General features: G+C 58.2%; 22 protein-coding genes. 10 read left to right on the forward strand and 12 right to left on the reverse strand.

Annotation, left to right across the window (positions count from 1 at the left end; all coding sequences use genetic code 11):
• Nucleotides 1–103: 103 nt before the first annotated feature.
• Nucleotides 104–868: a ribonuclease HII gene (locus tag QEH54_RS08750; protein WP_309018281.1), complete on the reverse strand. Its 765-nt coding sequence runs from the start codon at nt 866–868 to the stop codon at nt 104–106.
• 15 nt (nt 869–883) lie between these two features.
• Nucleotides 884–1,888 (reverse strand): ribonuclease HIII, encoded by a 1,005-nt coding sequence (gene rnhC / locus QEH54_RS08755; protein ID WP_309018282.1) that lies wholly within the window; start codon nt 1,886–1,888, stop codon nt 884–886.
• Nucleotides 1,889–2,046: 158 nt separating this feature from the next.
• On the opposite strand from rnhC, the gene QEH54_RS08760 reads away from it, so the two are divergent.
• The gene (locus QEH54_RS08760; protein WP_309018283.1) at nt 2,047–3,078 is read left to right on the forward strand and encodes an A/G-specific adenine glycosylase; all 1,032 of its coding nucleotides are present in this window, start codon (nt 2,047–2,049) and stop codon (nt 3,076–3,078) included.
• 169 nt (nt 3,079–3,247) lie between these two features.
• Here the strand turns inward: QEH54_RS08760 and rpsU are convergent, their stop codons facing one another.
• The 3 genes from rpsU to QEH54_RS08775 form a co-directional block, all read right to left on the reverse strand.
• Entirely contained in the window at nt 3,248–3,445 is a 198-nt protein-coding gene (gene rpsU / locus QEH54_RS08765; protein WP_309018284.1) for a 30S ribosomal protein S21, read from the reverse strand.
• Nucleotides 3,446–3,520: 75 nt separating this feature from the next.
• A complete protein-coding gene (locus QEH54_RS08770; RefSeq protein ID WP_309018285.1) occupies nt 3,521–5,545 on the reverse strand; it encodes an ATP-binding protein in 2,025 nt (674 codons plus the stop codon).
• Nucleotides 5,546–5,794: 249 nt separating this feature from the next.
• Nucleotides 5,795–6,124, reverse strand: coding sequence for a hypothetical protein (locus QEH54_RS08775; RefSeq protein ID WP_309018286.1), 330 nt, complete (start codon nt 6,122–6,124; stop codon nt 5,795–5,797).
• A 261-nt stretch (nt 6,125–6,385) separates the two neighbouring features.
• Here QEH54_RS08775 and dnaE point away from each other — a divergent pair, with 261 nt between their 5' ends.
• Nucleotides 6,386–10,177 (forward strand): DNA polymerase III subunit alpha, encoded by a 3,792-nt coding sequence (gene dnaE, locus QEH54_RS08780; protein ID WP_309018287.1) that lies wholly within the window; start codon nt 6,386–6,388, stop codon nt 10,175–10,177.
• A gap of 16 nt (nt 10,178–10,193) precedes the next feature.
• Here dnaE and QEH54_RS08785 read toward each other — a convergent pair whose 3' ends face one another.
• Complete coding sequence (locus tag QEH54_RS08785) at nt 10,194–10,976, reverse strand: energy transducer TonB (protein WP_309018288.1); 783 nt, start codon at nt 10,974–10,976, stop codon at nt 10,194–10,196.
• A gap of 375 nt (nt 10,977–11,351) precedes the next feature.
• Here QEH54_RS08785 and QEH54_RS08790 point away from each other — a divergent pair, with 375 nt between their 5' ends.
• Together QEH54_RS08790 and QEH54_RS08795 are read left to right on the forward strand one after the other, a co-directional pair.
• A complete protein-coding gene (locus QEH54_RS08790) occupies nt 11,352–12,983 on the forward strand; it encodes a methyl-accepting chemotaxis protein (protein ID WP_309018289.1) in 1,632 nt (543 codons plus the stop codon).
• Between the two features lie 43 nt (nt 12,984–13,026).
• Nucleotides 13,027–13,695, forward strand: a complete 669-nt coding sequence (locus tag QEH54_RS08795; protein ID WP_309018290.1) for a DUF2490 domain-containing protein — start codon at nt 13,027–13,029, stop codon at nt 13,693–13,695.
• Here the strand turns inward: QEH54_RS08795 and QEH54_RS08800 are convergent.
• The 3 genes from QEH54_RS08800 to QEH54_RS08810 form a co-directional block, all read right to left on the reverse strand.
• The gene (locus QEH54_RS08800) at nt 13,687–14,301 is read right to left on the reverse strand and encodes a hypothetical protein (protein WP_309018291.1); all 615 of its coding nucleotides are present in this window, start codon (nt 14,299–14,301) and stop codon (nt 13,687–13,689) included. The genes QEH54_RS08795 and QEH54_RS08800 overlap by 9 nt on opposite strands.
• A 62-nt stretch (nt 14,302–14,363) precedes the next feature.
• On the reverse strand, nt 14,364–15,029 hold the full coding sequence (locus QEH54_RS08805; RefSeq protein WP_309018292.1) for a site-2 protease family protein: 666 nt from the start codon (nt 15,027–15,029) through the stop codon (nt 14,364–14,366).
• Nucleotides 15,030–15,150: 121 nt separating this feature from the next.
• On the reverse strand, nt 15,151–16,125 hold the full coding sequence (locus QEH54_RS08810) for a TIGR01212 family radical SAM protein (protein WP_309018293.1): 975 nt from the start codon (nt 16,123–16,125) through the stop codon (nt 15,151–15,153).
• A gap of 117 nt (nt 16,126–16,242) precedes the next feature.
• On the opposite strand from QEH54_RS08810, the gene QEH54_RS08815 reads away from it, so the two are divergent.
• Both QEH54_RS08815 and QEH54_RS08820 read left to right on the forward strand, forming a co-directional pair.
• Complete coding sequence (locus QEH54_RS08815) at nt 16,243–17,247, forward strand: phosphotransferase (RefSeq protein ID WP_309018294.1); 1,005 nt, start codon at nt 16,243–16,245, stop codon at nt 17,245–17,247.
• Nucleotides 17,244–18,128, forward strand: a complete 885-nt coding sequence (locus QEH54_RS08820) for an inositol monophosphatase family protein (RefSeq protein WP_309018295.1) — start codon at nt 17,244–17,246, stop codon at nt 18,126–18,128. The genes QEH54_RS08815 and QEH54_RS08820 overlap by 4 nt, the downstream gene beginning before the upstream one ends.
• A 14-nt stretch (nt 18,129–18,142) precedes the next feature.
• Here the strand turns inward: QEH54_RS08820 and QEH54_RS08825 are convergent, their stop codons facing one another.
• Nucleotides 18,143–18,943 carry a fumarylacetoacetate hydrolase family protein gene (locus tag QEH54_RS08825; protein WP_309018296.1) on the reverse strand — a complete coding sequence of 267 codons (801 nt, stop codon included), beginning with the start codon at nt 18,941–18,943 and terminating at the stop codon, nt 18,143–18,145.
• 78 nt (nt 18,944–19,021) lie between these two features.
• Nucleotides 19,022–20,476 (reverse strand): RNA polymerase factor sigma-54, encoded by a 1,455-nt coding sequence (gene rpoN / locus QEH54_RS08830; protein ID WP_309018297.1) that lies wholly within the window; start codon nt 20,474–20,476, stop codon nt 19,022–19,024.
• Between the two features lie 220 nt (nt 20,477–20,696).
• Between rpoN and erpA the strand changes: the two genes are divergently transcribed.
• Nucleotides 20,697–21,011: an iron-sulfur cluster insertion protein ErpA gene (gene erpA / locus QEH54_RS08835; RefSeq protein ID WP_309018298.1), complete on the forward strand. Its 315-nt coding sequence runs from the start codon at nt 20,697–20,699 to the stop codon at nt 21,009–21,011.
• A gap of 385 nt (nt 21,012–21,396) precedes the next feature.
• On the forward strand, nt 21,397–21,999 hold the full coding sequence (locus tag QEH54_RS08840; protein ID WP_309018299.1) for an HD domain-containing protein: 603 nt from the start codon (nt 21,397–21,399) through the stop codon (nt 21,997–21,999).
• Between the two features lie 115 nt (nt 22,000–22,114).
• Here the strand turns inward: QEH54_RS08840 and QEH54_RS08845 are convergent, their stop codons facing one another.
• Complete coding sequence (locus QEH54_RS08845; protein WP_309018300.1) at nt 22,115–23,641, reverse strand: ATP-binding protein; 1,527 nt, start codon at nt 23,639–23,641, stop codon at nt 22,115–22,117.
• Nucleotides 23,642–23,826: 185 nt separating this feature from the next.
• On the opposite strand from QEH54_RS08845, the gene QEH54_RS08850 reads away from it, so the two are divergent.
• Together QEH54_RS08850 and QEH54_RS08855 are read left to right on the forward strand one after the other, a co-directional pair.
• Entirely contained in the window at nt 23,827–24,246 is a 420-nt protein-coding gene (locus QEH54_RS08850) for a DoxX family membrane protein (RefSeq protein WP_309018301.1), read from the forward strand.
• A gap of 37 nt (nt 24,247–24,283) precedes the next feature.
• On the forward strand, nt 24,284–24,670 hold the full coding sequence (locus QEH54_RS08855; RefSeq protein ID WP_309018302.1) for a hypothetical protein: 387 nt from the start codon (nt 24,284–24,286) through the stop codon (nt 24,668–24,670).
• Nucleotides 24,671–24,674 lie beyond the last annotated feature (4 nt).

A 24,674-nucleotide genomic window follows, 5' to 3' on the forward strand; every position in this document is an offset into this window, starting at 1 on the left:
AAGCGTCCGGTTTTTTATGCGACCCACGGCATCCCGAAAGAGGAAAATCGCTACCAGTCGCTCGTCCGCCTCGCGGGAAGGATCGAGCGAGACCGCTTTCGCTCTAAAAGCCGAACTCCTCCTGGGCCTCGTCGCAGGCGCTCGCTCCTTCCAGCAGCTTGCGCAAAAACAATGGGCGATGGATCGACGTCGCCCCTTTCTCCAATATGGCCGAGCGATGAAGCGCCGTGGCGTATCCTTTGGAAGAAGCCAGGTCGTAGTGAGGAAACTCGCAGTCCAAGGCCATCATGATCCGATCTCGCGTGACCTTTGCCACGATGGAAGCCATAGCGATGCAGAGGGCCTTGGAATCGCCTTTCACCAAGGCCTCGTGCGGATAGCCAAGCAACTTCATCGGCTTTCCATCCACCAGAATCAGCCACTGCGATAGCGTTTCCACCGCCGCGGCCTCCGGATTTCCCATGGCGAACAACGGGTCGGGATCGTGAGGAGAGATTTCCGCCTTCTGCAAGATCTCCTCCACGGCGCGGCGCATAGCGGTCTGTGTCGCGCCGAGAATGTTCTGGTCCTCGATCTCCTCCACCGAGCCTCTTCCCACTCCGATCACTAGCCGTCCCTCGCGCTCCAGCCAGCGCAGCTTGCCGTAGAGCTCCTCGCGCTCGTCGAAGCTCAACAGCTTGGAGTCGTTGATGCTGGAGGAGTGGCGCTTGCACCATTCGCTGTCGTAAAACGATTCCCTTGCCGCCACCGCCGCCGCGACCACCGGCCCCGCCAGGGCCCCGCGACCCGCTTCGTCCACCCCGATCAATCCGCTCACGCCTCGCCGAATCTGCTTCCGGTCAAACGCTCTGAGACGATACGACTTCACGACGGGCCCTCCACGCTACTTTCCGAATGTGTACTCCTTGGGCTTCTTCAGCGGCAGTCGATCCAGCATGCCAGCCTCCTTGACCACCTCGTAGGAGGTCTTGAAGTGAAGCTTCGCATAGGCGCCCAGCTCCTCCGGTCCATACTTCTTTAGAATTTCCATCGCCTGGGCTTTCGCAAGCGCGCTCGCCCCCTTGAGCAGCTTGTCCCCAAACTTCTTGGACAAGCCATCCATGTAGCGCACGTATTCCGCACGAGCCACCACCGAAGCGGCCGCCACGACGGGATCCTCCTCCGCCTTGGTCTGCATGCGCAGGTCGAACGACGTATCCTTAAAATAACGACCGACCAGGTCCTGCTTGCTAAACTGGTCCAGCATGCCCCATGGCACCCGCTTCTTGGCCAACGCCGCCGTGAGCGACTTGGAATGCTGCCAAGCGAGCAGCAGATTCAGATTCGCCCGCGGCTTTCCCATGAGCTCGTTGTACTTGCGCATGCCGCAAAAGCAGGTCTCCACAGAGACGCCTTTGGTCTCTCGAATGATCTTATCCAGTTTTAGGATACGCGGGTCGGAAATCTTCTTGGAATCCCTTATGCCTTCCTTGATCCAGGCGTCGATGTGGACCTTGTCGGCGATGACGCAGGCCGTGACCACCGGCCCAAACAAGTCGCCCTTGCCGCTTTCGTCCATTCCGGCATGCGACTCGAACCACTCCGGATGATAGACCTCGTCGTAGCCGAAACGAGCCTCCCCCAAAACTTCCGGTTCCAAGGTGTTGATAACGAACTCCTCCGTCTCCTTGCCCTGCACCACCAGCTTGCCACTTTTGTAGCCGACCACGTTCACCTTGTTTCCCTTGAAAGCGAAGCTTGCGTGATCGACCTCGTAAGGCTCCCACATCTTCATCTCCAAGATGTGCCGCAGCTTCTGCAGCTGATCCGCAGTGAGCTTGTTGGTGTACATGCTCTTCTTCTTGGGCGCGTCAGGATCGACAACTGGTTTCTTTTTTCCTCGGGCCATCAAAAAATCGTTTCTCCCACAGCAAGGCAGAGCCGCAAGCGTTTGGAAACGAAAAAGTAACACCATCGCCAAGACCATCGCTCGACTCCGCTCCATCGCACAAAATCCTCCTGCGCGCTTGTGTCGCGCGACCAATGGCTTATGCCCTTGCCCAACCAATGCCCAAGCCCCTGACCGACAAAAAGACCTCCTTTCGGAAAACGCTCATCCACTGGTACGACGCGAACGCCCGCGACCTGCCCTGGCGACGCTCCCCAAGTCTATACAAGACAGTCGTTTCCGAATTCATGCTGCAGCAGACCCAGGTCAAGACCGCGCTGCCCTACTTCGCCGCCTGGCTGGAAGCCTATCCGGACTTCGCCACCCTCGCAGCCGCGAGCGAAGAACAGGTCCTGAAAAGCTGGGAGGGACTGGGCTACTATTCACGAGCCCGAAACCTACATAAACTGGCTCGCGAGATAGCGGAAATCCCGGCCCCCGACCTGCCGACCGACGCGAAGAGCTGGCTCTCGTTTCCAGGTGTGGGCCCCTACGCCGCAGCCGCCATCTGCAGCATCGCCTTCAACGCCCCGTCCGCCGTCATCGATGGCAACGTGGTGCGCATCCTCGCTCGCCTCACTGCAGACGAGCAGGCGTACAAAAACTCCACCGACGCCGCCAAATCCTACCGGGGCCTGGCGGACGCGTTGTTGAATCGTCAACGTCCGGGCGACCACAACCAAGCCATGATGGAGCTCGGAGCCACCGTCTGCTTGAAGAAGAAGCCGAACTGCCTGCTCTGCCCAGTGCGCGAGCTCTGCCAAGGCTACGCCCGAGGGATCGCGGAACGGCTGCCCGCGCTCGCGAAAACGAGCTTCGAGTCGAAGACCGTCGAGCGCGCCTGGGTGAACGGTCCCGCCGGCATTCTGCTGCATCGCATCCCCGACTCCGCCAAGCGCATGAGAGGCTTGCACGAGCTTCCGGAGCTAGGCGAGCTCGGGCTCGAGCCGACCCGCGACAAAGCGCTGCTCGAGCGCAAACGCGGCATCACCCGCTACCGCATCACCGAACGCTTCCACAGGTTCGCTCCCGAGCAGCTGCCTGATCAGCTGCCCGTCAACTACCTCTGGGCCAGCCCCGAGCAGGTCCAGAAGCTTCCATTCTCAGGCCCGCACCGCCGTTGGATCGAAGAGCTGATGAAGCTCGACTGAACGCGCCGCACAAAGACCGACCTGCTCGCCGCCTGCGCAACCGATATTCGCAACGTGGCAAAAAAGAGTTGCGCCTTTCCCTACCTGCTCGGAATCGGAACCGCGAAAAAAAAGACCCGCCGTTTCCGGAGGGTCTTACGAAAGGTGATACTGAGAAGGCAGGAGTCGACTAGTTGTCGTACTTGCAGCGGATCATGTTGTTGAAGGCTGCGACCTTCTTCTGACGGCGCTTCGCTTGGGAAGGCTTTTCGAAGTAGCGATTCGCGCGCACGTCCTTGATGACGCCTTCGCGATCGAGCTTCTTCTTCAGGCGGCGGAGAGCACGTTCTACTGGTTCGTTTTTGCGGATTTTTACTTCGATTGCCATAACGGGAAAGTGAAAGAGGCGTAACAAGGACCCTTTGCCTCTGGTCGTCAACCCTTTTCTAAGAATAGGGTCACTCTAGATGCAGCAGCTTTCGTCCTCAACCTCCTGCAAACGACCTTCAAGCGCTCGCTCCAGCATTTCCGCCAGGAGCTTCTTCTTGATCGGCTTGGTCAGGTAGGCATCCATTCCGGCGGCGAAGCACAGCTCTCTATCCCCTTGCATGGCGTTGGCGGTCAGGGCGATCAGAGGCATTCGAGCCCCCGTGCCGGACTCCTCCTCCGCTTGACGCAGCTTACGGGCAAACTCGTATCCGTCCATGCGCGGCATGCGACAATCGAGCAAGATGACGTCGTATTCGTTGTCGACGCACTTCTCCAGGGCTTCGAGGCCATCCTCGGCCTGATGGCAATCGTAGCCGAGCTTGCCGATGATGTGAGTGACCAGCCGGCGGTTCACCGCGTTGTCCTCCACCACCAGCACTCGGGCTCGAGGCGGCTCGCAACCCGGCGCCGCATCCATATCCGAAAACGATTCTTCATCAGAGTCTCCATCGCCCGCGGAGCCCATCAGCGCATCCAGACAGCGATCGATCTGGCTGGGCTTCACTGGCTTGCAGAGATGAGCCCGCTTGCCGCTCTCATCCTTCAACTCGCTCCCGTGAGAGGAATGCAGCACGATGGCCGGCCGGCCTTCCAGTTCCCCTTCCTCTAAAGTCTTCAAATAACGCTCGTCCACCACCGCGAGATCGTAGTCCTGCCGACAGGCTTCGAGCGAACGGCTGTAGGAGACATCATAGCCGCGGTAGGCGAACTCGTCGGCAAGCACCTTGGCCACCTTGGAATTCTCCGCTCGGAGCAGCACCCGTTTGCCCTCTCCGCGATTTCGCGCCAGGTAGGGCTCGCAGGTTTTTTCGCATTCGGAACACTGAACGGTGAACCAGAAACGCGAGCCCACCCCCTGCTCGCTTTCCACGCCGATCTCCCCGCCCATCGCTTCGACCAGCTGGGCGCAGATCGCCAACCCCAAGCCCGTTCCGCCAAACCGACGGGTCGTGGACGAATCCGCCTGGGCGAAGGGTTTGAAGATGCGTTTCTGGGCCTCCGGCGAAATCCCGATCCCTGAATCCTGCACTGAAAAGCGAAGTCCCACGCACTTCCCGTCGCGGCAATCCCTGCTCAGCGTCAGCACGATTTCGCCTCGCTCGGTAAACTTCACCGCGTTTCCCAGCAGATTCGCCAGAATCTGACGGATCCGCCCGCTATCAGCCACGATGGTCTGCGGGACATCCACCCCGATCTCGCAAACGACCTCGAGCCCGGACTCCTGGGCGGACTCCGCCATCAAGGTCAGCACCGACTCGGCAAGGGCCCGCACGTCGAAGCGCCGAGGATCCAGTTCGATGCGTCCCGCCTCGAGACGCGAAAAATCGAGTATGTCGTTTAAGATCAGCAACAAGGCCTCCGCGCTATCGCTAGCGGCGTGAAGCAGCTCCTTCTGGTCGCGATCCAGCTTGGAATCCGCCAGCAGAGTGATCATGCCGAGCACGCCATTGAGTGGAGTGCGTATTTCATGACTCATGACAGCGAGAAACTCCGACTTCGCCCGAGCCGCTTGCAATCCGCGGTCGCGCGCGATCTCCAGCTCCTGATTGGAGCGAATAAGCTGATTCGTGGTCCGCTCCAGAGCCACCTGCCTTTCCTCCAAGTCCTGCACTTTTTCGCCCAGCAACCGGCTTTGCAGCTTCACCAGCGTTCGCGTCTTCAGCAGCCCTAGATACGCCCCGGAGCGATCAGTCACGACCACATCATGCCAAAACTGCTCCTCGTCGCGGTCGAAGGCGCGATTCAGGATGTCCACCAGCGAGTCATCCACCCGCACCACCAGCGACTCCGGCACGAGAAAGTCGCGAAGGGTGGATCGAGCGTTGAGGGCATAGCCGAACCGAGTGCCGAGCACCGTGCCGATGCGCCGCTGGCTGCAAAGCCCGATCACTCCACGCTCCGATTCCACCGCTGCGTAGCGACATTCGGCGCGATTGAGAAAAGTGAACGCATCTTCGATGAGCATGGAGGCTTTCAATGCCGGCAAAGGGGAAAGCATTGTCCTCAAGTCGATCTCATCGATCGCGCTTTGAATTCGAATAACAGGATCCATAGTCTCCCCAAAACATCGACCAAGCGCTCTCGCCAATCCAGCTTCCAGTGGTTACAGTATTGCGACAAGTTCGCAACGAAACGAGCCGTCGGCTATCGATCAACACGAGGTCGGCCTGCGAACCCCTCTACCCCACTTAAAAAAAGACGGCTCGGGCGTTTGAAACGCGAGCGGTCCGAATCGAAAGACGACCGTCTATTGCGTATAACCGGTTTTCGGATACGACGACTTGCCGTTGTCTCGCGAAACGCCAACCGACCCCCGCCTTTCCACCACGGTCTCCGACCGACTCTCCATCGGATCATCTCCCTTCGCAAGACTATAGCTCACGGCAGTTCGCTCCGAAGCCTGCCTGTAGCGCAGCGCCTTTTCGCTTCCTCCAACGTGGGCGCTTGACTGCTTCTCAGCCAACCTCTCCCTCGCCTTCGGCCCGTCCCCCCGTTCCGAAGAAACTTGGCCTCCTTCGCTCGCTGCCACCGCGGCCAAAGCCGCTAGGGCCATGGCGATCCCTCTTATCGTTTTCATATTCCCTCCTTCTCCCTTCTTCGCCAATCGCTTGGCGTTCAGATGTTATTTGTTTTTTGATTACCCTTTCTACAGCGAAGGAACCGGGCGCTTCGACTGCGCCCTTTCTCAGAGCTCGTCATTCCCGATGGCGCATTAGGGCGACCCGACCCGAGACCGGGGCGGTCTGAACAACCCGTTAATAACCGTGGAACAACCCTGTGAATAATCGCTAGCTTCTTTCCTTTGAAAAAGCTGCCAAACGGGCTTTGCTTTCCCGCCATGCCAAATCCCGCCGAAGGACCCTTCGTCCACCTTCACAACCACACGCACTACTCGCTGCTCGACGGATGCGCCAAGCCCTCTCGAGCCGCCCAGCGCTGCGTGGAACTGGGCATGCCGGCGCTGGCCATGACCGACCACGGCAACCTCTTCGGAGCCATCGACTTCTACCGTTCCTGCAAGAAGGCCGGCATCAAGCCGCTCATCGGCTGCGAGCTCTACCTCGTTTACGATCACAAGATGTCGGAGCGGCCCCGCCGGGAGCGAAAGCGCACCGATGACATCGGCGACATTCCGGAGGACTACGTGCCGCCAAAGGAAGACTTCCCTAAGTTCCAAATCCACCACAAGGGAGTCATCGCCAAGGATTTCGAAGGCTACCAGAACCTATCGAAGCTCATCTCCAAAGCCCACACCGAAGGCGTCTACTACAAGCCACGCGTCGATGTGGAAACCCTCGCTCAATACTCAAAGGGACTTATCGGGCTCTCCGGCTGCATCAACGGAGTCGCCTCCCAGTACCTCATCTACGGCGACTACGAAAACGCACGCAAGGCCACCGCCACCTTCGTGGACATCTTCGGCAAGGAAAACTACTTCATCGAAATTCAGGACCACGGCATGCCGGTTCAGCGTCGCATCATCCCGGGACAGCTCGATCTCGCGAAGGAGTTCGGCCTGAAGGTAATCTGCGCCAACGATTCCCACTACGTTTACAAGGAGGACGCTCAGCCGCACGACGCCTTGCTCTGCATCCAAACCGGCAAGATCATCTCTGACGAAAGCCGCATGAAGTACCCTTCCCAGGAGTTCTACCTCAAGAGCCGCCAGGAAATGTACGAAATCTTCAAGGAAGTCCCGGAGTCCCTCGACAATACCGTGCACGTCGCCGAGATGGTGGACCTGGAAATTCCATTTGGAGAAAACCACTACCCGATCTTCGAATGTCCTCCAGAACTTGGATACAAGAAGGACGACGACGCATTCGACCGGATTCTCGATATCTACGAGCGTGAGAAAACCAAGGTGAACAAGCAGAACGGAGACGACACGATCTGCAAGCTCACGCCCGAAGAACGCGCCGCGCATAAGAAAAACGGATACATCCTGCTCGACCTTTGCAAAAAGGGTCTCAAGGAACGCTACGGCGTGGACTACGACAATCCTACCGCTTACACGCCAAAAGAGGACGAGCGCGAGGATTTCGCCCAGTTCGTCTGCGACCAGATGGATTTCCAGCTGGCCATCATCACCGGCACCGGCTTCGTGGACTACTTTCTCATCGTCTGGGACTTCATCAACTTCGCTCGCAGCAAGGGCATCCCCGTCGGGCCAGGTCGCGGTTCCGGCGCTGGCTGCATCATCGCCTACGTGTTGAAGATCACCGATATCGACCCGTTGCGCTTCGGCTTGCTCTTCGAGCGAATGCTCAACCTGGAGCGCGTTTCGCCTCCCGACTTCGATATCGACTTCTGCATGCGCAGACGCGATGTAGTGGTAAACTACGTACGCGAAAAATACGGTCATGACTCCGTGGCCAACATCATCACTTTCGGTACCTTCGGGGCGAAGATGATCGTGCGCGACCTGGCTCGGGTGAACGATCTTCCTTTCGCGGAAGCGGACAAGATCGCCAAGATGATCCCGGACGAGCTCAACATCTCGCTGGATGACTCGGTCGAGAAATCCGCGGATCTACGCGGCGAAATCGGCCGCAACCCAGTGGCCAAAACCATCATAGAGCACGGAAAGGTCATCGAGGGCATGGTGCGCAACACCGGCAAGCACGCCTGCGGCATCATCATTGGCGACCAGCCGATTCACAACCTCGTCCCAGTCACCCTCCAGGAAGGCGACTTGACCACCCAATATCCAAAGGGTCCGTCCGAGGATCTGGGCTTGCTCAAGATGGACTTCCTGGGTTTGAAGACCCTCACCGTCATCTCCGACGCCCAGGACAACATCCGACGGACGCGGGAGCTGCCGGATTTCGATATCGAGAAAATCTCGCTCGAAGACCCGAACACCTACGCCCTGCTCAATGCCGGCAACACTGTCGGCGTCTTCCAGCTCGAATCCGGCGGCATGCAAAACCTCTGCAAGCAGATCGGCCTCTCCGTCTTCGAGGAGATCATCGCGTTGATCGCCCTGTACCGTCCGGGACCGATGCAGTTCATCCCGCAATTCATCGAAGGAAAGCGCGATCCGAAAAAGATCCAGATTCCGCACCCCTTGCTCGAGGAGCTTGTATCCGAAACCTACGGCGTGCTGGTCTATCAGGAGCAGGTCATGGAGTCCGCCCGCATCATCGCCGGCTACACGCTTGGGGGAGCGGACATGCTGCGTCGCGCCATGGGCAAGAAGATCAAATCCGTCATGGACGCCCAGAAGGAGGTCTTCGTGGAAGGCGCTGCAAAAACGCATGGCATGGGGAAAAAGCAGGCATTGGAGATCTTCGCCATCCTGGAAAAGTTCGCCCAGTACGGATTCAACAAATCCCACTCCGCCGCGTACGCCATGCTCTCCTATCGCACGGCGTATTTGAAAGCCAACTACCCGGTGGAGTTCATGGCGGCGCTGCTTTCCGCCGAGCTCGGCAACGCGGACAAGGTTTCCCACTTTATCGACGAAGCCAACAACATGGGCATCCGCGTACTCAGTCCGGACGTGAATCAGTCTAACGAATTCTTCACGCCATCCGTCGAGGAAGCCGACGACGACAGCCCCGGCTCCATTCTCTTCGGTCTCGCCGCGATCAAGGGCGTGGGGGACTCCGCCGCAAAAACCATCATCGCGGAGCGCGAGCAAAACGGGCCCTACGAGGGACTCGACGATCTGCTGGAGCGCATCGATACCAAAGCGGTCAATCGCCGCGTCCTAGAGTGCCTGATCAAGACTGGCGGTTTCGACTTCACCGGCGAGCCGCGCGGCTGCCTCTTCAGTCGATTGGAGGAGGCGATGAATTTCGCTGCCGCTCAGCAGCGCGATCGCGAAGCAGGGCAGAACTCATTCTTCGACATGCTGGCGGAAGAGCCATCGTCAGCTTCGGGGGATGCCTCGCGTCCCACCGCTCCTCAGTGGGATCCTCGAAAGCGCTTTCCGAAAGGCGAAATGCTGCAGTACGAGAAGGAGCTGCTCGGATTTTACGTTTCCGGGCATCCGCTTGATGAATACAAAGGCATCGCCGAAGCCCTGACCAATTTCGACTTGGACAAGGTCGACGAGCTTGGCGACCGCGTCGAATTCCAGGCCTGCGGCGTCGCCGGTGGCGTGGTCAAAAAGCTCTCGCGACGCGACAACCGCCCATGGGCATTTTTCTCGCTGGGAACGCGCAAGACCTCACTGCAAGTCAATTGCTATGCGGACGCCTTCGAGGAATACGGCCACAACCTGGACAACGACGCTCTGGTGCTGATCAAAGGCACCGTCATTCGCCGCGACGGCGAAGTGCGCCTCAATGTGCTCGAGATTCACCCGCTGGAAGCCTACATGCCGGGTCAGATCAAGCACGTCACCTGGGTGCTCGATCCGGACAAGGACACGGACAGTTTCCTCTACGCGTATCGAGAAACCTTGGACAGCTCCAGAGGCAACACCACGAGCGATCTCGCCTTCCGCATCAGCGACACCTGCATCGCCTCCGCGCCAACCGCAAACAGCCTCGGCTGGCGAGTGAACACGAAGGACTGGGTGAAGCTTCGCAAGAATCCGGCGGTCGTGGGCTGCATCGTTCAAACCGAACCGGTCAAAGTGAAGCAGCGCGAGCGACGTTGGGCAAGCAAGGCGAGTTAGACGAAACGACTCGCCCCTATCGCCCGAACTGAGCGTAGCTTGGATTGAAGATAAAACGCTGTCTCAGCTTCGTCACTACAGGCTGCCCTGCCTTGGTAAGCGGTTCGAATCTCCATTGCTCAAGCGCGTACTGCGCGGCGGAAGTGACCAGCGGAGACACGCCCTCTCCCTTTTCGAGCAAGGTCGGCATGCGAACGTTTCCCTCCTGATCGACGTAGAATTCGAACACAGCCTCCTCGCCCGAGCAAGAGGCCTGCTCGGCCGCCGGTATTCGCGGCTCGACCCCGAAAAGAAGAGTCGGCGCTTCGTCGAGCTCGCTCGCGTTCGCGAATACGATCGGGTTTAACCGATAGCGCATGGCCGGACTCATGCTGGGAACGTCCTGGAAGAAGTCCGATATCGAGAAACGTCCTTTAGTTCGTTTCCGGCCTTGTCCCCCAGCATCGCTAAAGTAGATCGGCAGCATCTGCTCCGTATAGAAAGGGATCCCGCCGCGCTTCGCAGGCTCGAACGTCCAATAGTCAATCACTTCGGCCACCGCTAGAGCGAACTCCCGATCCGTTGCCTCCAGCACCAGCCAATCGGTCAGGTAGCCGAGTTCATCGACGCTCAAGGCCACCACAACGCTGCCCGTATGGATCCCTTTCGAGAGCAGCTTGCTCGGAAACGTCGGCATCGGTTGGGCCTTCACCTCAATCGCCTTCTGTGAAGCCGACTCCGCATCGGCTCGCGCGTTCGTGTCGCTGGAGCCCCCTGCCATCAGGCACGACATGCCTAGGGCAAGAAGTCCCTTAGTCATCTTGCTTCGTATTTTCATTTCCCTCTTTTCAGTTTGAAACTGAAACCGCCTCAGCTGCCTTCATGCCAAAGCATACGTAGTCCTCCCCATTCAACGGGTTTCAAGCCACCCGATCCGCTTGACAGTAAATTGCCGCGCAAAATGCAAAAAGACTCTTTCGGACCAATGAGAAACGAGAGAACTGAGGAAACCACACCAGACGGCCCGAAGCGATGTACCGGTCCGGAGCTGAGGCGTTCCTGGGAATTCGCGTAAATGGAATACAAAAGGTATCCAATGTTGTCCTACATCATCAAGATACAGGTATAGTGAGCGATCAAGCGAAACGAGCTCCTCAACCGCTTGGAGAAAATCGCAACGACCAATCGCCACGCTATGCACCTCACCTACACCAAGAAAACCACCCTCGCTTTCACCGCCCTCACCGTCTTATGCGTCGCTCTCGGGACAGTCGGCATCTCCGCCAGCAGGAGCATCCTCGATCGACTGGAGCTCTTTTCGAGCAACATTCTGCCTGCCACCGACTATCTGCTGCAGCTCGACCGGGACATGCATCAGGCCTTGGTCGCGCAGTTGAAACTTGGAGACGCAACACCCGAAGGCTACGCGGAGCAGATCGACTCGGCGAACGAGAACATCGCTCAGGTGAGCGAGCGCTTCGCTCTGTTCAGCAGCGCGGTCAGCAAGTACGCAACGCCACAAGTGGAACAGCTGCAAACCGAGTTCGTGGACTTGTACGAGGAATGGAAGCGGCTCAGCGAACGCTCGCTCGCCCTTCTGACAAGCGATCAGCCATCGCAACGAGAGGCAGGGCTGGAGCTGGTGAATGGTGAGACCATCGCCGCCTTCGACGCCGCGCGGGACCGCGTCGACAAGCTGACCGAGATCCTCGAAATCGAATCGGAAAAGATCAGTCAGCAAGCAAGCTCCACTTCGAAAACGGCCACCGTTCTCCTAGTATCTTTCGTGGCGCTCAGCATTCTCTGGGGCTTCTTCACAACCTGGTCTATCGGCATTCGTATCGGCCGAAAGCTGACCCGCCTGTCCAAGGACCTCGCCCTCAACGCGAACCAGACCGCGAACTCGGCGAACCAGATCCACAGCAGCAGTCAAAGCGTCGCCGACGGGGCTTCGCGCCAAGCAGCCACTTTGGAGGAAACCAGCGCCTCGCTGGAGGAAAGCGCCGCAAAGATCCAGTCAGGCGCCGAGTCGGCCCACCGCATCAAGCGCGTTTCAGAAGCGACCAACGAAGCAGCGAAACAAGGGCACAAGGAAGCAGCGGAGATGATTCAGACCATGCGTCTGATCGAGGAATCCAGCGCCAATATCGCTACGACCTTGAAGACCATCGACGAGATCGCTTTCCAAACCAACATTCTTGCCCTCAACGCGGCCGTGGAAGCGGCTCGAGCAGGCGAAGCGGGCGCTGGCTTCGCCGTGGTGGCGGACGAGGTGCGGGCGCTGGCTCAACGCTGCGCCACGGCAGCGAGAGATACCTCGAACCGCATCGAGGAGTCCACCGCGCGCAGCGCCATGGGGATCGAGGCGACCGAACGCGTATCCAATAAACTGAGCAGCATCCTCGACAAGGCGACGGAGATGGATCAATTGCTCGCAGAAATGGCCAGCTCCGCTCAAGAACAGTCAAGCGGCATTACCCAGCTCAATTCCGCCATCGCCGAAATGGACCGATTCACGCAGAGCAACGCCGCCGCATCCGAAGAGACAGCGAGCGCCGCGAACGAGCTGGACACACAGGCCAATCAGCTGCGCTCGATGGTGCTGGATCTCTCGCGCGTGCTGGGAGTGGAAAACCATGAGATCACCCGCCACCGGGCCAAAAGCGCCGCGACCTCGGAGGATTTTTCCGCGCCGAAATCGTCATCGGCAAGCAGCTTCCAATCCGAAAAAGCGGCAGACTCCAGCTGGAACGCCCCGAAACGTCAAGCGGCAGCTGTCTCCAGCGCGAGCTCCAGCGACGACGACCTCGACTGGGAGCAGTTCTAGCGAGCCCATATTCTCAACGACTAAAAAACACACCTAGACTATCATGGTATCCAAAATATCACGACTTGCGCTCGTCGCAATCGGCTGCTTCGGCGGTCTTCTCTCACATGCCAGCGAAGGCACTGCCGTTTGGCTGAGCGCTAGCGCTCCCAGCTACGAACTGACCGACAAGACCAAAACGAAAACGGCGGTCGAGCTCAGGCTTCCCGACGCTTCCGAGCTCACCTACTACCGCATCGGACAGCAGTTTTACACCTCGCTCAACTCCGACTGGCAGCTTGGGTCTCACCTCTCGTTCGAAAACAGCAAGAAGGCCAGCGACTGGAACCACACCATCCGGCTCGAGCTGGAACTGAATCCCAGCAAGATTTCGCTCGGTCAGAACGGTCCGGACCTGAGCATGCGCAACCGCTGGGAGTTGCGGTGGAAGGAAGACAAGGGCAGCGAGATCTTTCATCGTCTCAGACACCGCAGCAAGGTCACGTGGAAGCTGGAGAACGGCCCTTTCAGCTCCTTCTCGATCGGCGACGAAATTTTCTTCGAGGAAGACAAAGGCAAGATCACCATGAACCGCTTCTACCCGGCGATTCTCACCGCGAAGCACGGCGACGGGATCAAGGGCACCTACTACTTGATGTATCAGAGCAAGCGAGCCGGCACCTCCTCAGACTGGAACGGCGAGTACGTGCTTGGCATCGGTTACTCATTCTAGAAACGCGCTGCTTTCCTCGCCCATCGGGCTGCCCGGACCGTTTTCGCCTGGCAGCTCGAAATGCTGGTCCAGCTTGACGAAGATCTGCCCCAGGCACTTGGACAACACTTCGCGGTGCGTCTGGTCGTAGTCGTCACGCGAATACCCGAGGCGCAGCGTTTCGCGTTCCGTGAACACGCCCAGCTTGTTGCGTTCGCCATACGAGGTGAGGGTCGCATGGAAAACGCCTTCGATCTCTCCCATCTGAGTGTGCTCCCAGCGCAGGGCGAAGATTTCCAGCACGGGGTGACCCCGCTCCGGTTGCTCGTGCTCCTTGAGAATGCGATAGTCCATCGGCAGATTGATGGCCGCCACGTAAGGCGTAATGGTTTCCATGTAATCGCGATAACGAGCGTCGCGCATCTGGTCCGCCACGGTGGGCATGGAGAACTGCAAGCTCGGGTCCTCGTTGTAGTGAAACTTGATCTGCAGCGTATCCGCCGTGTCGAGATAGATGAAGCGCGGCTCCTCCTTCTCTCCGAGAGTGGAGCAAGCGGATAAAAGAAAACTGACGCCTGCCAGTAGTAGTCCGTTACGGAAAAGCCCTGTCGTTTTGCTAAGATTCATAGTGTCCTTAACAGAGATACGAAGCAGGCGCCTTTCCGGATTTATGTAATTGCCAAGCAGAGCTACCGCGATTCGTCTGCGGCCTTGAACACTTGCCAAGTGTGACTGGCCAAAAAGAGCATCACCAGGATGTTGAAGAAAGAGCGAGTCGACAACCAGAGAGCAACCGCTAAGAAGCCGATGGTGACGAAGCTGATGATGCAGCTCAGCTTCAATCGAGAAGGTCCCAAGGCAGCCAGGAGGATCTGACCGCCATCCAACGGCATGATGGGCATTAGGTTGATGATCGACCAGAAAATGTTGATCATCACCACCACGCCGACGAAGTACTGGAGGACGAGCTGGAAGTAGGTGCGGCCTTCCCCACCGCCCACGAGCACGAACTGCCCGATGAAGTAAAACAGTACCGCAAGCCCAATGCTCGCCGCTGGACCAGCTGCCGTCATGAGGATCCTGCCCTTGCGTCCGAAATGCGCCCCTTCGAAGCGAGCCAGGCCGCCCAAGCTGTGCAACATGATCTGCACCCGGGGGGCGCCCAGTCGCAAGCCGGCCAAGGCGTGGCCAAACTCGTGCACCAGAATCGAAAAGGTGGCGGCGAGCATGAAAGTGAAAACCAGGATCCACTCCTCCTGCCCGCGGGCGTCCAGAGCCCCACCGAGAAAGGCGCTCAGCACCCAAAACATCCAGTGAATCGAAATGGGAATTCCAAATAAGCTAAATCGTATCATGCGTAAGGGATTGGCGAGGGCGCCGAGGATTGAAATGGCGCCCGGCCCAAACCGCGACCATGCCGATTCATTCGATTCGTGAAAGAAAATTCGGCATTCGCTGGGGGCGAGTTCTGCTTTCCTACCGGTCGAATTCCATTCCCTGGGCCACTCCCCTGTCCAGCAACGCGCTCTCGATGCGATACTGGATGGCGGTCTTAGGCAGGTCCCAGTTGGGGGCGATAAGATCGTCGAAATCGGCGATGCCAAAGAGTCGCTGCACCACAATGCTCGGGTCGAGTCGAGGCAAAAAGCAACTTAACGTGTCGATGTAGCTCTCGAGGCTGTGCAACGGAAACGGCTTCTCTCGGTATCGTTTCGCTAAGATGGAGCCCCGCACCACATGCAGGTGGTGCAGCTTTACGAATGCGATCGGCAGGCGATTCAACGTTTCGGCTACCGCCGCTCCGTCATCGTCGAACTCTCCCGGCAAACCGAAGATCGTATGGGCGCACACATCGAAACCGAAGTCCGCGGTCATTTTCACCGCCGCCTCGAACTGGGCATGCGTGGTCCCGCGATTGATGCAGCTCAAGGTGTCATCGTTTACCGATTCCATGCCGTATTCGATAGATACGTACAAGTCGCCGAACGCTCGCTTCAGCATGCTCAGCTTCTCGCGGTCGATGCAATCCGGACGGGTGCCGATGGTCAGGCCCACGATATCCGCATCCACCGACTCTACGGCCTCGCGATAGATGCGCTCCAGATCCCCCACCGGAGCGTAGGTATTCGTATTCGGCTGAAAATAGATCATGAACCGCCGCGCCCCGTAGCTTCGGCGAGAGCGCTCGATCCCTTCGACCACCTGCTCCCGCACGGTCGGCAGACTGCGCGTGTGCCTCGGCGTGAAGGATTCCACGTTGCAATAGGCGCAGCCGCCGTACCCAGCGCTGCCGTCGCGGTTGGGACAGGTAAATCCCGCGTCCACAACCACCTTGAAAACCTTGGCCCCGAAACGCTCGCGAAGGTAGCGCCCGTATCCGCGATAGGGTTTCCCATGAAAGCGATCCCATAGGGCTTTCGCTTCAGGACTGGCTTGGCTGACGGATTTCATAAGGCCGCAAATACTTACCCTTTTGTATTTATTCCAGCTCAAACGCAGGAAACGCTACACGTCGGGACGCTCGCTCTTGCCATACGAGATCGTTTGCCTTTCAAACCGCCCTGCGAAATGAGCGGCGACCCCCCACACGACACACTCTGCCAGAAATTCATGGATACCTTGATCCGATCCACCGGAGCACGGGCAGCGCATGAGATCGAAACCCTGCAAACCCTCTGGAGCGGCTATGGAAAGATCGCTCGCTACGCCCTCGAGGATTGCGAGCTCGACTCCGTCATCGTGAAACGAATCAAACTCCCCACCCGCACGCTCCACCCGAGGGGGTGGAACACCGATCGTTCGCACCAGCGCAAGGTTCGCTCCTACGAAGTCGAAACGGCTTGGTATCGCAACGCGAACAACCGGTGCGACGCCAGTTGCCGCACCCCGAAATGCTACGCGGTCGATTCGCATGGGGAAGAAACCCTGATCGTTCTGGAGGACCTCGATGCTGCCGGATTCACCGAGCGTCGGCAGCAGGCGTCCCCTGAGGCCAGGGATGCGTGCATCGATTGGCTCGCTAGCTTTCACGCCCGGTTCATGGGCATGAAGCCCGAGGGCCTTTGGCCCAAAGGAACGTATTGGCATCTGGATACAAGACCCGACGAACTGGAAGCGCTCGAGGATATCGAACTGAAACGCGCCGCCGCGAAGATAGACGCGCTGCTAAGCTCGAGCCCTTTTCAGACCATCGTGCACGGCGACGCCAAAATCGCCAACTTCTGCTTTTCCGCGGACGAACGCTGCGTCGCCGCGGTCGACTTTCAATACGTGGGCGGGGGATGCGGCATGAAGGACCTCGCGTACTTCATCGGAAGCTGCCTGAGCGAATCGGAGTGCGAACGATTGGAAGAGCAGCTGCTCGGACGCTACTTTAGCGTCTTGCGTTCCGCCCTGAGCCGACAGCAAAGCGAGGTGAACGCCGACGAGCTGGAGGCGAACTGGCGCGCCTTGTTTCCCTTTGCCTGGACCGACTTTCACCGTTTTCTCAAAGGCTGGAGCCCTGGTCATTGGAAACTGAATACTTATAGCGAGCGACTTGCGAGGGCAGCGCTCAAGAAACTGAACAAATGAACCTTTCGGAAAAACACCTCTACGCCTTCGACGACTACGCAGTCGAGGCAGCCAAAAAAGCGGCAAAGATCATCGTCGAGAAACGAAGCAACGAACTGCAGGTGCTCTCCAAGGAAGGAGGCGACACCCTAGCGTCCCAAGTCGTCACCGAAGTCGATCGTCTCGCTCAGTCAGCGATTCTGGATACGCTCAGGCCTTGTTTGAAAGAGCTCGACCTCGGGCTGCTGGCAGAGGAGAGCTCCGACGACGGCAGCCGTTTCAGCAAGGATGCCTTTCTCTGCATCGATCCGCTCGACGGCACCTTGCCCTACATCAAAGGGACGGGAGGATTCGCTGTATCCATCGCCATCGTGCGTCGCGACGGAACCCCGCTCTATGGCCTCGTCCTAGAACCGCTCACCGGGAAACGCTATCAAGCGATCTCCGGGATGGGAATTCGACGCGACGCGAAGCCATGGAACCCGCCGACCGCTTCGGGCTCCTCGTTTCACTTTTACGGAGACTGCAGCTTTATCGATCAGCCTGATTCGACGCGGATTCTGGATACCGTAGCCAACGAACTCTCCCAACTTGGCTACACCTCGTTCGAAAAGGATTTCCAGTCAGGCGGCGTCATGAGCGCCTGCCACGTCATGGAAAACGCCCCGGCGTGCTACTTCAAGTTTCCCAAGGAACAGCCGGGCGGCGGCAGCCCTTGGGACTTCGCCGCCACCGCATGCCTTTTTCACGAAGCAAATCGCGTGGCAACCGATATTCATGGCGATCCTCTCGACCTGAACCGTCGCGATAGCATTTTCATGAATCACCGCGGCATTCTTTTCGCGACCGATGAAAACATCGCGCATTGCATCCAAAACGCCTACGCGAAATTGAGGCCATAGAAAGCGAGGCTGGATCAGTCTCCGCGAACCGGATTGCTCAGTTCGCCAATTTGCGAAATAGAGACCTCGACTACGTCTCCATCCTTTAGATACGACGGCGGACTCATAGCCGCTCCCACGCCCCCTGGCGTGCCTGTGAGGATGACTGTACCAGCAGCTAGGGTCGCGCTGCGACTGAGGAAGGACACGATGCGCGGGATGCTGAAAATCAAGTCGCTGGCATCTCCCTGTTGGCGCAACTCCCCGTTCACCCGCGTGGAAAGCTGCAAGACGGAGGGGTCCGGCACTTCGTCTGCCGTGACGATCCATGGTCCCAAGGGACAAAACCCATTGAAGCTCTTCCCGCGACAAAACTGGCCGCCGCCCCACTTCTTCTGCCAATCGCGAGCGGAAACGTCGTTGGCGCAAGTGTATCCAAGGATATAGTCGAGGGCGTCCTGCTCGCTCGCATCGCTGCAGTCGCGTCCGATAACGACCGCGAGCTCGCCCTCGTAGTCGACTTCCGAGCTGTAGTTCGCTGATGGCAAACGGATCGGATCTCCATGCCAGCATGCAGCAGTGACGTTCTTCATGAAGATGAGCGGGTACTGCGGCAGCGGGGTTCCTGTTTCCTCCGCATGCTTGCGGTAGTTCAGGCCTACGCCGAAAATCTGAGTCGGTCGAAAGGGCAGCAGCGATCGCTGAGCATCAACCTCTTCCTCCGTGATGGAAAACCCGCCGAAGAGGTCGCCTTGCAGCTTTCGGAACGGGCCAGACCCGGATTTTGCCGCGAGTCCGGATTTCCCTTCCGTATCCAAATATCGAATAATCTTCATCGCCTTGCTACGCCAATGGACACGCTATCGCCGAGCGAGCCTCGCGCCATCATGAGGTTCTGGCCGATTTTGCCCGGATTAGTACTGGCGACGAAGGTTGCTAGGCAAAATGCCCAGCTCTTCACGGTATTTCGCCACGGTTCTGCGAGCGATTTTTATATCCTTCGCTTGCAGGCGAGAAACGATTTCCTGATCGCTCAGCGGTTTGGCTGGATCCTCTCCCGAAATGAGATTCTGGATCATGTCCTTAACACTTGTGTTGGAAATCGATTCGCCGTCAGTGCCTTGATATCCCGGGGTGAAGAAGAACTTCAGCTCGAACAATCCGTGAGGCGTTTGGATGTACTTGTTGGCGATGGCGCGACTCACCGTCGTCTCGTGCACCCCAACGATCTCCGCGATCTGCGTCATGGTGCAAGGACGAAGCTTGGAGACGCCTTCCTCCAGAAAGTCGGCCTGGATCTTAACGATCTCGTTAGCGATGCGCTCGATGGTCTGCTGGCGCTGCTCGATGGAGTTGATCAGGAACTTGCCGGAGCGCATCTTCTCCTGGATGTATTCCTTTTCCTTCTTGGTGATCGCCCCTTTGGCGATCATCTCCTTGTAGATCGGGCTGATGCGCAGACGCGGAATGTAGTCGGAATTCAACGTCACCTTCCACTTGTCATCATCCCACTCCACGATCACGTCGGGCATGACGGAACGGTTGTTGTCCTCCGCGAAGCGACGGCCCGGGGCCGGATCCAGCAAAGCGATTTCCGCGATCGCCTCCTGCACCTCCTCCACATCGACCCCAAGACGACGAGCGATATCGGGGATGCGACGGCGAGAGAGCAGCTTGAAGTGCTTCTGCACGATTTCGTAAGCGTAGGATCGTGAGCGGCCCTTGGCTTCGAGCTGCATGGAGAGGCAATCCTGCAGGTCGAAAGCGGCGATTCCCGCCGGATCGAAACTGCGCAGGATCTGGTGGGCCTCCTGCATTTGACCGAGCGAAAGTCCTGAGAGCAGGGCTAGATCGGAAAGCGAGGTGGACAAAAAGCCGTTGTTGTCGATGCTGCCCACCAAGTATTCGATGGCTTCCCGCTGCACCGGCTCGATATCCGACAGCGACGCCTGCTCGAGCAGATGCTCCTGTAGCGAGGTTTCGGATACAAGCGAATTGAAAAAATGCTCACGCTTCTCAGCGTCCTCGCTAGTATAGGTCTGAGCCCCGCCCGCCTGGGACATGTAGTCGCGCCAGTCTTCGTCGAGCTTGTTCAACACCTCGAAGTTCTCCCCGAACTCCAGCTCTTCGGCATTGGAATTGGAATCCTCGGAACTGCTCTCCGACTCGGGAGCGGGTTCGTCGAGGCTGGGCGTGTCCATGGAGAGCTCCTCCAGCGAGGGATTGGTCTGCAGCTCCTCCTGGATGGTCGCTCTCAAATCCATCTGAGCCACCTGAAGAATCTTTAGGGATTGCCGAAGCTGAGGGGCCAGTACGAGCGACTGCGTCTGCTTTAACCGCAACTCCTGATTGAATCCTTGCGCTGCCATGGGTGTCGTTTGTATCAATAAAAGGGTTTTAAGAGGAAAACAGGTTGGCTCGCCTTAGCCAATCGGCCTGAATATGCACCAGTGAAAGCATTTTTTTTGGTAAATGCAAGACCCTTGAGCGTTCTTAGCACGATTTATGCTTTACCCTTGAACCATCCGGCCGCCTCTGATTGGCGACCGCCTATTGACAGGCGCCGCGGCGCGTGTAGAAGCTGAAGCTATGATAACGCTTACACCAAAGGCTGCTTCTAAGATCCAAGAGCTGCAATCCGATGCGGGAGAGGGAAAACTTCTCCGCGTCTTCGTGGAATCCGGCGGCTGCTCTGGCTTTCAGTATGGCATGTCCTTCGACGAGAAGAAGGAGTCCGACCAGCAACTCGAAAGCGCTGGCATCTGCTTTCTGATGGACGAATCCAGCCTGGCCTACATGGAGGGCAGCACCATCGACTTCGACGACGGCCTGCAGGGCAAGGGTTTCGAAATCAAGAACCCGAACGCTCAAAGCACCTGCGGCTGCGGAAAGTCGTTCTCCTAGCCCGAACGGGAGCTGGCCGCCTCGCTTCCCGAACGCCCAAGGACGAGACCCCGATCCTCTCCCATTTCTGGGAACAGAATCGGGATCTCGCCCCGATGCATTCAGTTGTTCTAAAGAGACGGACTCCGCGCCGAGTGAAACAAGCGGTCCGGATGAAGACCTGTTGGATTCTTTCGCTGGGCGCCGCCGCGAATCGAAGACCCAAGCCGGTTGGCTCGTTTCCTCGCTCTTAATAATTCGTCGGACTAATGGACAACTTAACCAGTTTTTATAGGGAAAACGTCCCAGAGCCAACTAGGGAACCCAAGTGGACTGAACTGAGGTAAGCGGAACAGTCCGGAAATTCCCTTTGCCACGCTCGGCCCGATGCATTTTCTGAGCCTCCATGGTAAACACTCCTGAGCGCCTCGCCCAGCAAATGGCCTTCATCATCGAAGCCGACAAGCTGAAGTCCATATTCCGACAATCCTATATCAGCGACAAGACGCGGCGAGAAAACGATGCGGAGCATTCCTGGCATCTGGCCCTGATGGCCATCACATTGTTCGAGCACGCGAACGATCCGCAGCTCGATCTCCTGAAAATCCTGCGCATGGTGATCATCCACGACATCGTGGAGATCGATGCCGGAGATACCTACATCTACGACGAGGAGCACAAAAAGGATCAGGAGCGGCGCGAGCGCCTGGCGGCCGATCGCCTCTTCGGTCTTCTGCCAGAGGATCAGGCGATAGAGTTCAGAGCGCTCTGGGACGAATTCGAGCTCGGGGAAAGCGCGGAAGCGCGTTTCGCCAAGGCGATCGATCGACTCCATCCGATGCTGCTCAACTACCTGGCGGACGGGAAGACCTGGCTTGAGCACGGCGTAGTGGCCACTCAAGTACGGGAGATCAACCAGAAGATCGAACGCGGCAGCGCCAGCTTATGGACCTATGCCCAAGGCCTGATCCAGAACGCCATCCAAAGCGGCATCCTGCCGGCAAAATAGGATCCCGTCGGCAAGCGGCGGCGAATCCGACCCCAAAACCAACAACGCTTCCCCACTCAACGAAGCGACGCAGAGACGCTGGCTGCCTCCGCCTAAGCCGGTGGTCTATCTCCGGTCACAATTCCGCCTGTTCCTTTCGATCCGCTTGAATCGTGAAGTTGAAGGTGGTGCCCTTGCCCGGCTTGCTGGTGACCCAGATAGTACCGCCCATGGCCTCCACCAGCATCTTGGAAATCGCTAGCCCTAGTCCGGTGCCTCCGTACGATCGACTGGTACTGGCATTGGCTTGACTGTAGAACTTGAAAAGCCGCTCCGCCTCGTCCTCGTCGAAGCCCACGCCCGTGTCTTCCACGGAAAACATCAGGTTGGAGGACCTGCCGTCCGCGCTGGCCGCCTCCTTCACCACGACGTTCACCCAGCCCCGACGCGTGAACTTCACCGCGTTGGAGAGCAGATTTATCAGCACCTGGCGCAAGCGCGTCTGATCCCCGTAAACGATTGGGGAAACCGATTCCGCGATGCGCGTTTCCATCATCAGGCCTTTCGAGCTCGCCGAGTACGAGGCGATATCCACCGCCTCCTGCACGCAGGTCCTCAGATCGAAAGGACCATAGTTCAGCTCCAGCTTGCCAGCTTCGATCTTGGAAAAGTCCAGCACGTCGTCGATGATTTCCAGCAAGGCCTTGCCAGAGACGTTCACGATCTCCGTATAGCGTTTCTGCTCTTCGTTGGAGACCTTTTGGTTCAGCAGGTTCGTCATGCCGATGATCCCGTTGAGCGGGGCCCTGATCTCGTGGCTCATCACCGCCAGCATTTCGCTTTTTTTCTCCATGCTGGCTTCGGCATGATCCTTGGCCTCCTCCAGTTGGGAAACGGTCAGCTCCAGCAAGCTTATCTGACGCCCGATCTTCTCGATCATGGTATCGAAGGCCAATCCCAGCACTCCCACCTCGTCATTCGCTCGAATGCTGGCGCGGGTGGAAAAGTCTCCTTGGGCCACCTTTTCAGAAACCGAGGTCAAGCGCTTGAGCGGCTTCAACGACCGATGCAACGCCCAAACGAGCCCGGAAAAGAGAACGGCGCCGCAAACCAACAAACCGTAGAGAACCGCCAGCAGGGCGTCCACCTTTGAGGTGGCCTCCGCTTCGAGCGAGCTCACGATGGCGTTCGCCTGCTCCAGCAAATCCGTGTTGGACTGCACGATCGCTTCCTTCGCTCGAACGAAGCGCATCGCGTCCGCATCGTTCGACACGAGTTCTTCGGCCCGCTGCCGATAGTCCCTCCATGTCTCGCGCAAACGCTCCAGCTGCTCGGCGAGGCGACCCTCCGCTCGATCGAGGCCCCGGTTCGGATCGCCGTACACCAAGCCATTGAGCAGCGACTCGTACTCGTTCACGGATTCCATGAGCTCGCCGCGGGCGAACTCGTCTCCATCCGCGATGAGCAGACTCGCCTTGGCCACGCGCTGGCTGAGCATGCGCAGCTTTCCGCAGTCGTTGATAGCCGCCGAGCTGGAATTCTGGGTCGAGTTCATCACCAGCACGATGGCCACCGTGGCCACGAACAAGGCCAGCATGACCGACAAGCCACCGAACATGCGGGCGCTGATGCTCCGGCTAAAATGGGCGAACAAGCTTTTCATCAATAAACGAGAGGGGTGTGATTTCGCACGTCGAATACGCGCAAGTATCTAAAGACTCTTTGCAAATCGCGCAAGCCGTCACGCCACTCTTTCCATGTATGAGAGGTCGAAAACCCTAAACTCCCCCATTGCCCTTTGCCGCTCGCTCCGTTTACTTCAGTCAACCAATCAAGAAATCCCATCGCATGAAACTCTCACTCGCCAGCCTCAGCAAATTCGACTTTTTCGGAGTCCTCGTCCTCCGCCTCGGAGCAGGCGCTCTCGTCGCCTTTCACGGCTTTCCCATGCTACTGGGCGGAGCGGACGCGTGGACCGAAGTCGGCAGCGGAGCAGCCATCGCTCGCCTTCCAGAAAGCCTTTTCCTCGTAGCGGGACTGGCCGCCTGCATCATCCAAGTCTTCGGCGGCCTCCTGCTAGCGCTAGGGCTTTTCACGCGTGGAGCGGCCCTCTTCCTCACCATCGTCTCAGCCTTCGCCCTGGCAAACGTGATTCAGAGCGGCGACTTCCACCTCACCTTTTTCGCTCACCTGCAGGTGACGCTTCTTTTTTTCGGTCTGCTATTCATCGGGCCAGGACGCTTCAGCCTGGATCGCAAGGGCATCTAGTTCGCCCCTCCCTTGCCCCCCCAAAAAAAAGCCCCGCATGGACCGCGTCTACCGGATCGGATTCTATCTTCTGCTTGCGGTGTGCCTTGGCTTGGGGTTTGCCCTCATGCAACAGCAGCATGAGCGTCCGCTCTCGATCAGCGACGCGACGATCGAGGAGAGTTTCGAGTACTTCGGCGTGAAGCAATCGGACGAAACCATCGTCAGGCGACCCGAGCTCGTGCCGAGAGACGATCCGAATCGATCGATCCCCTTCTTTCAGATCTTCGAGAGACGGAAATACGACGGCTGCAGCAATACCTCCCAAAGCCAGTACTCGAGAACTGATTTCCTTCAGAAACGCTATCCGGTCATCGCCACCCTCCTCACCGAGGAGGACCTGCTCAACCTCGAAGAAACGCCCAAGGAGGCTGACGCGCGCTAGAGCG

The organism is Pelagicoccus sp. SDUM812003 (assembly GCF_031127815.1).
GTDB lineage: Bacteria > Verrucomicrobiota > Verrucomicrobiia > Opitutales > Opitutaceae > Pelagicoccus.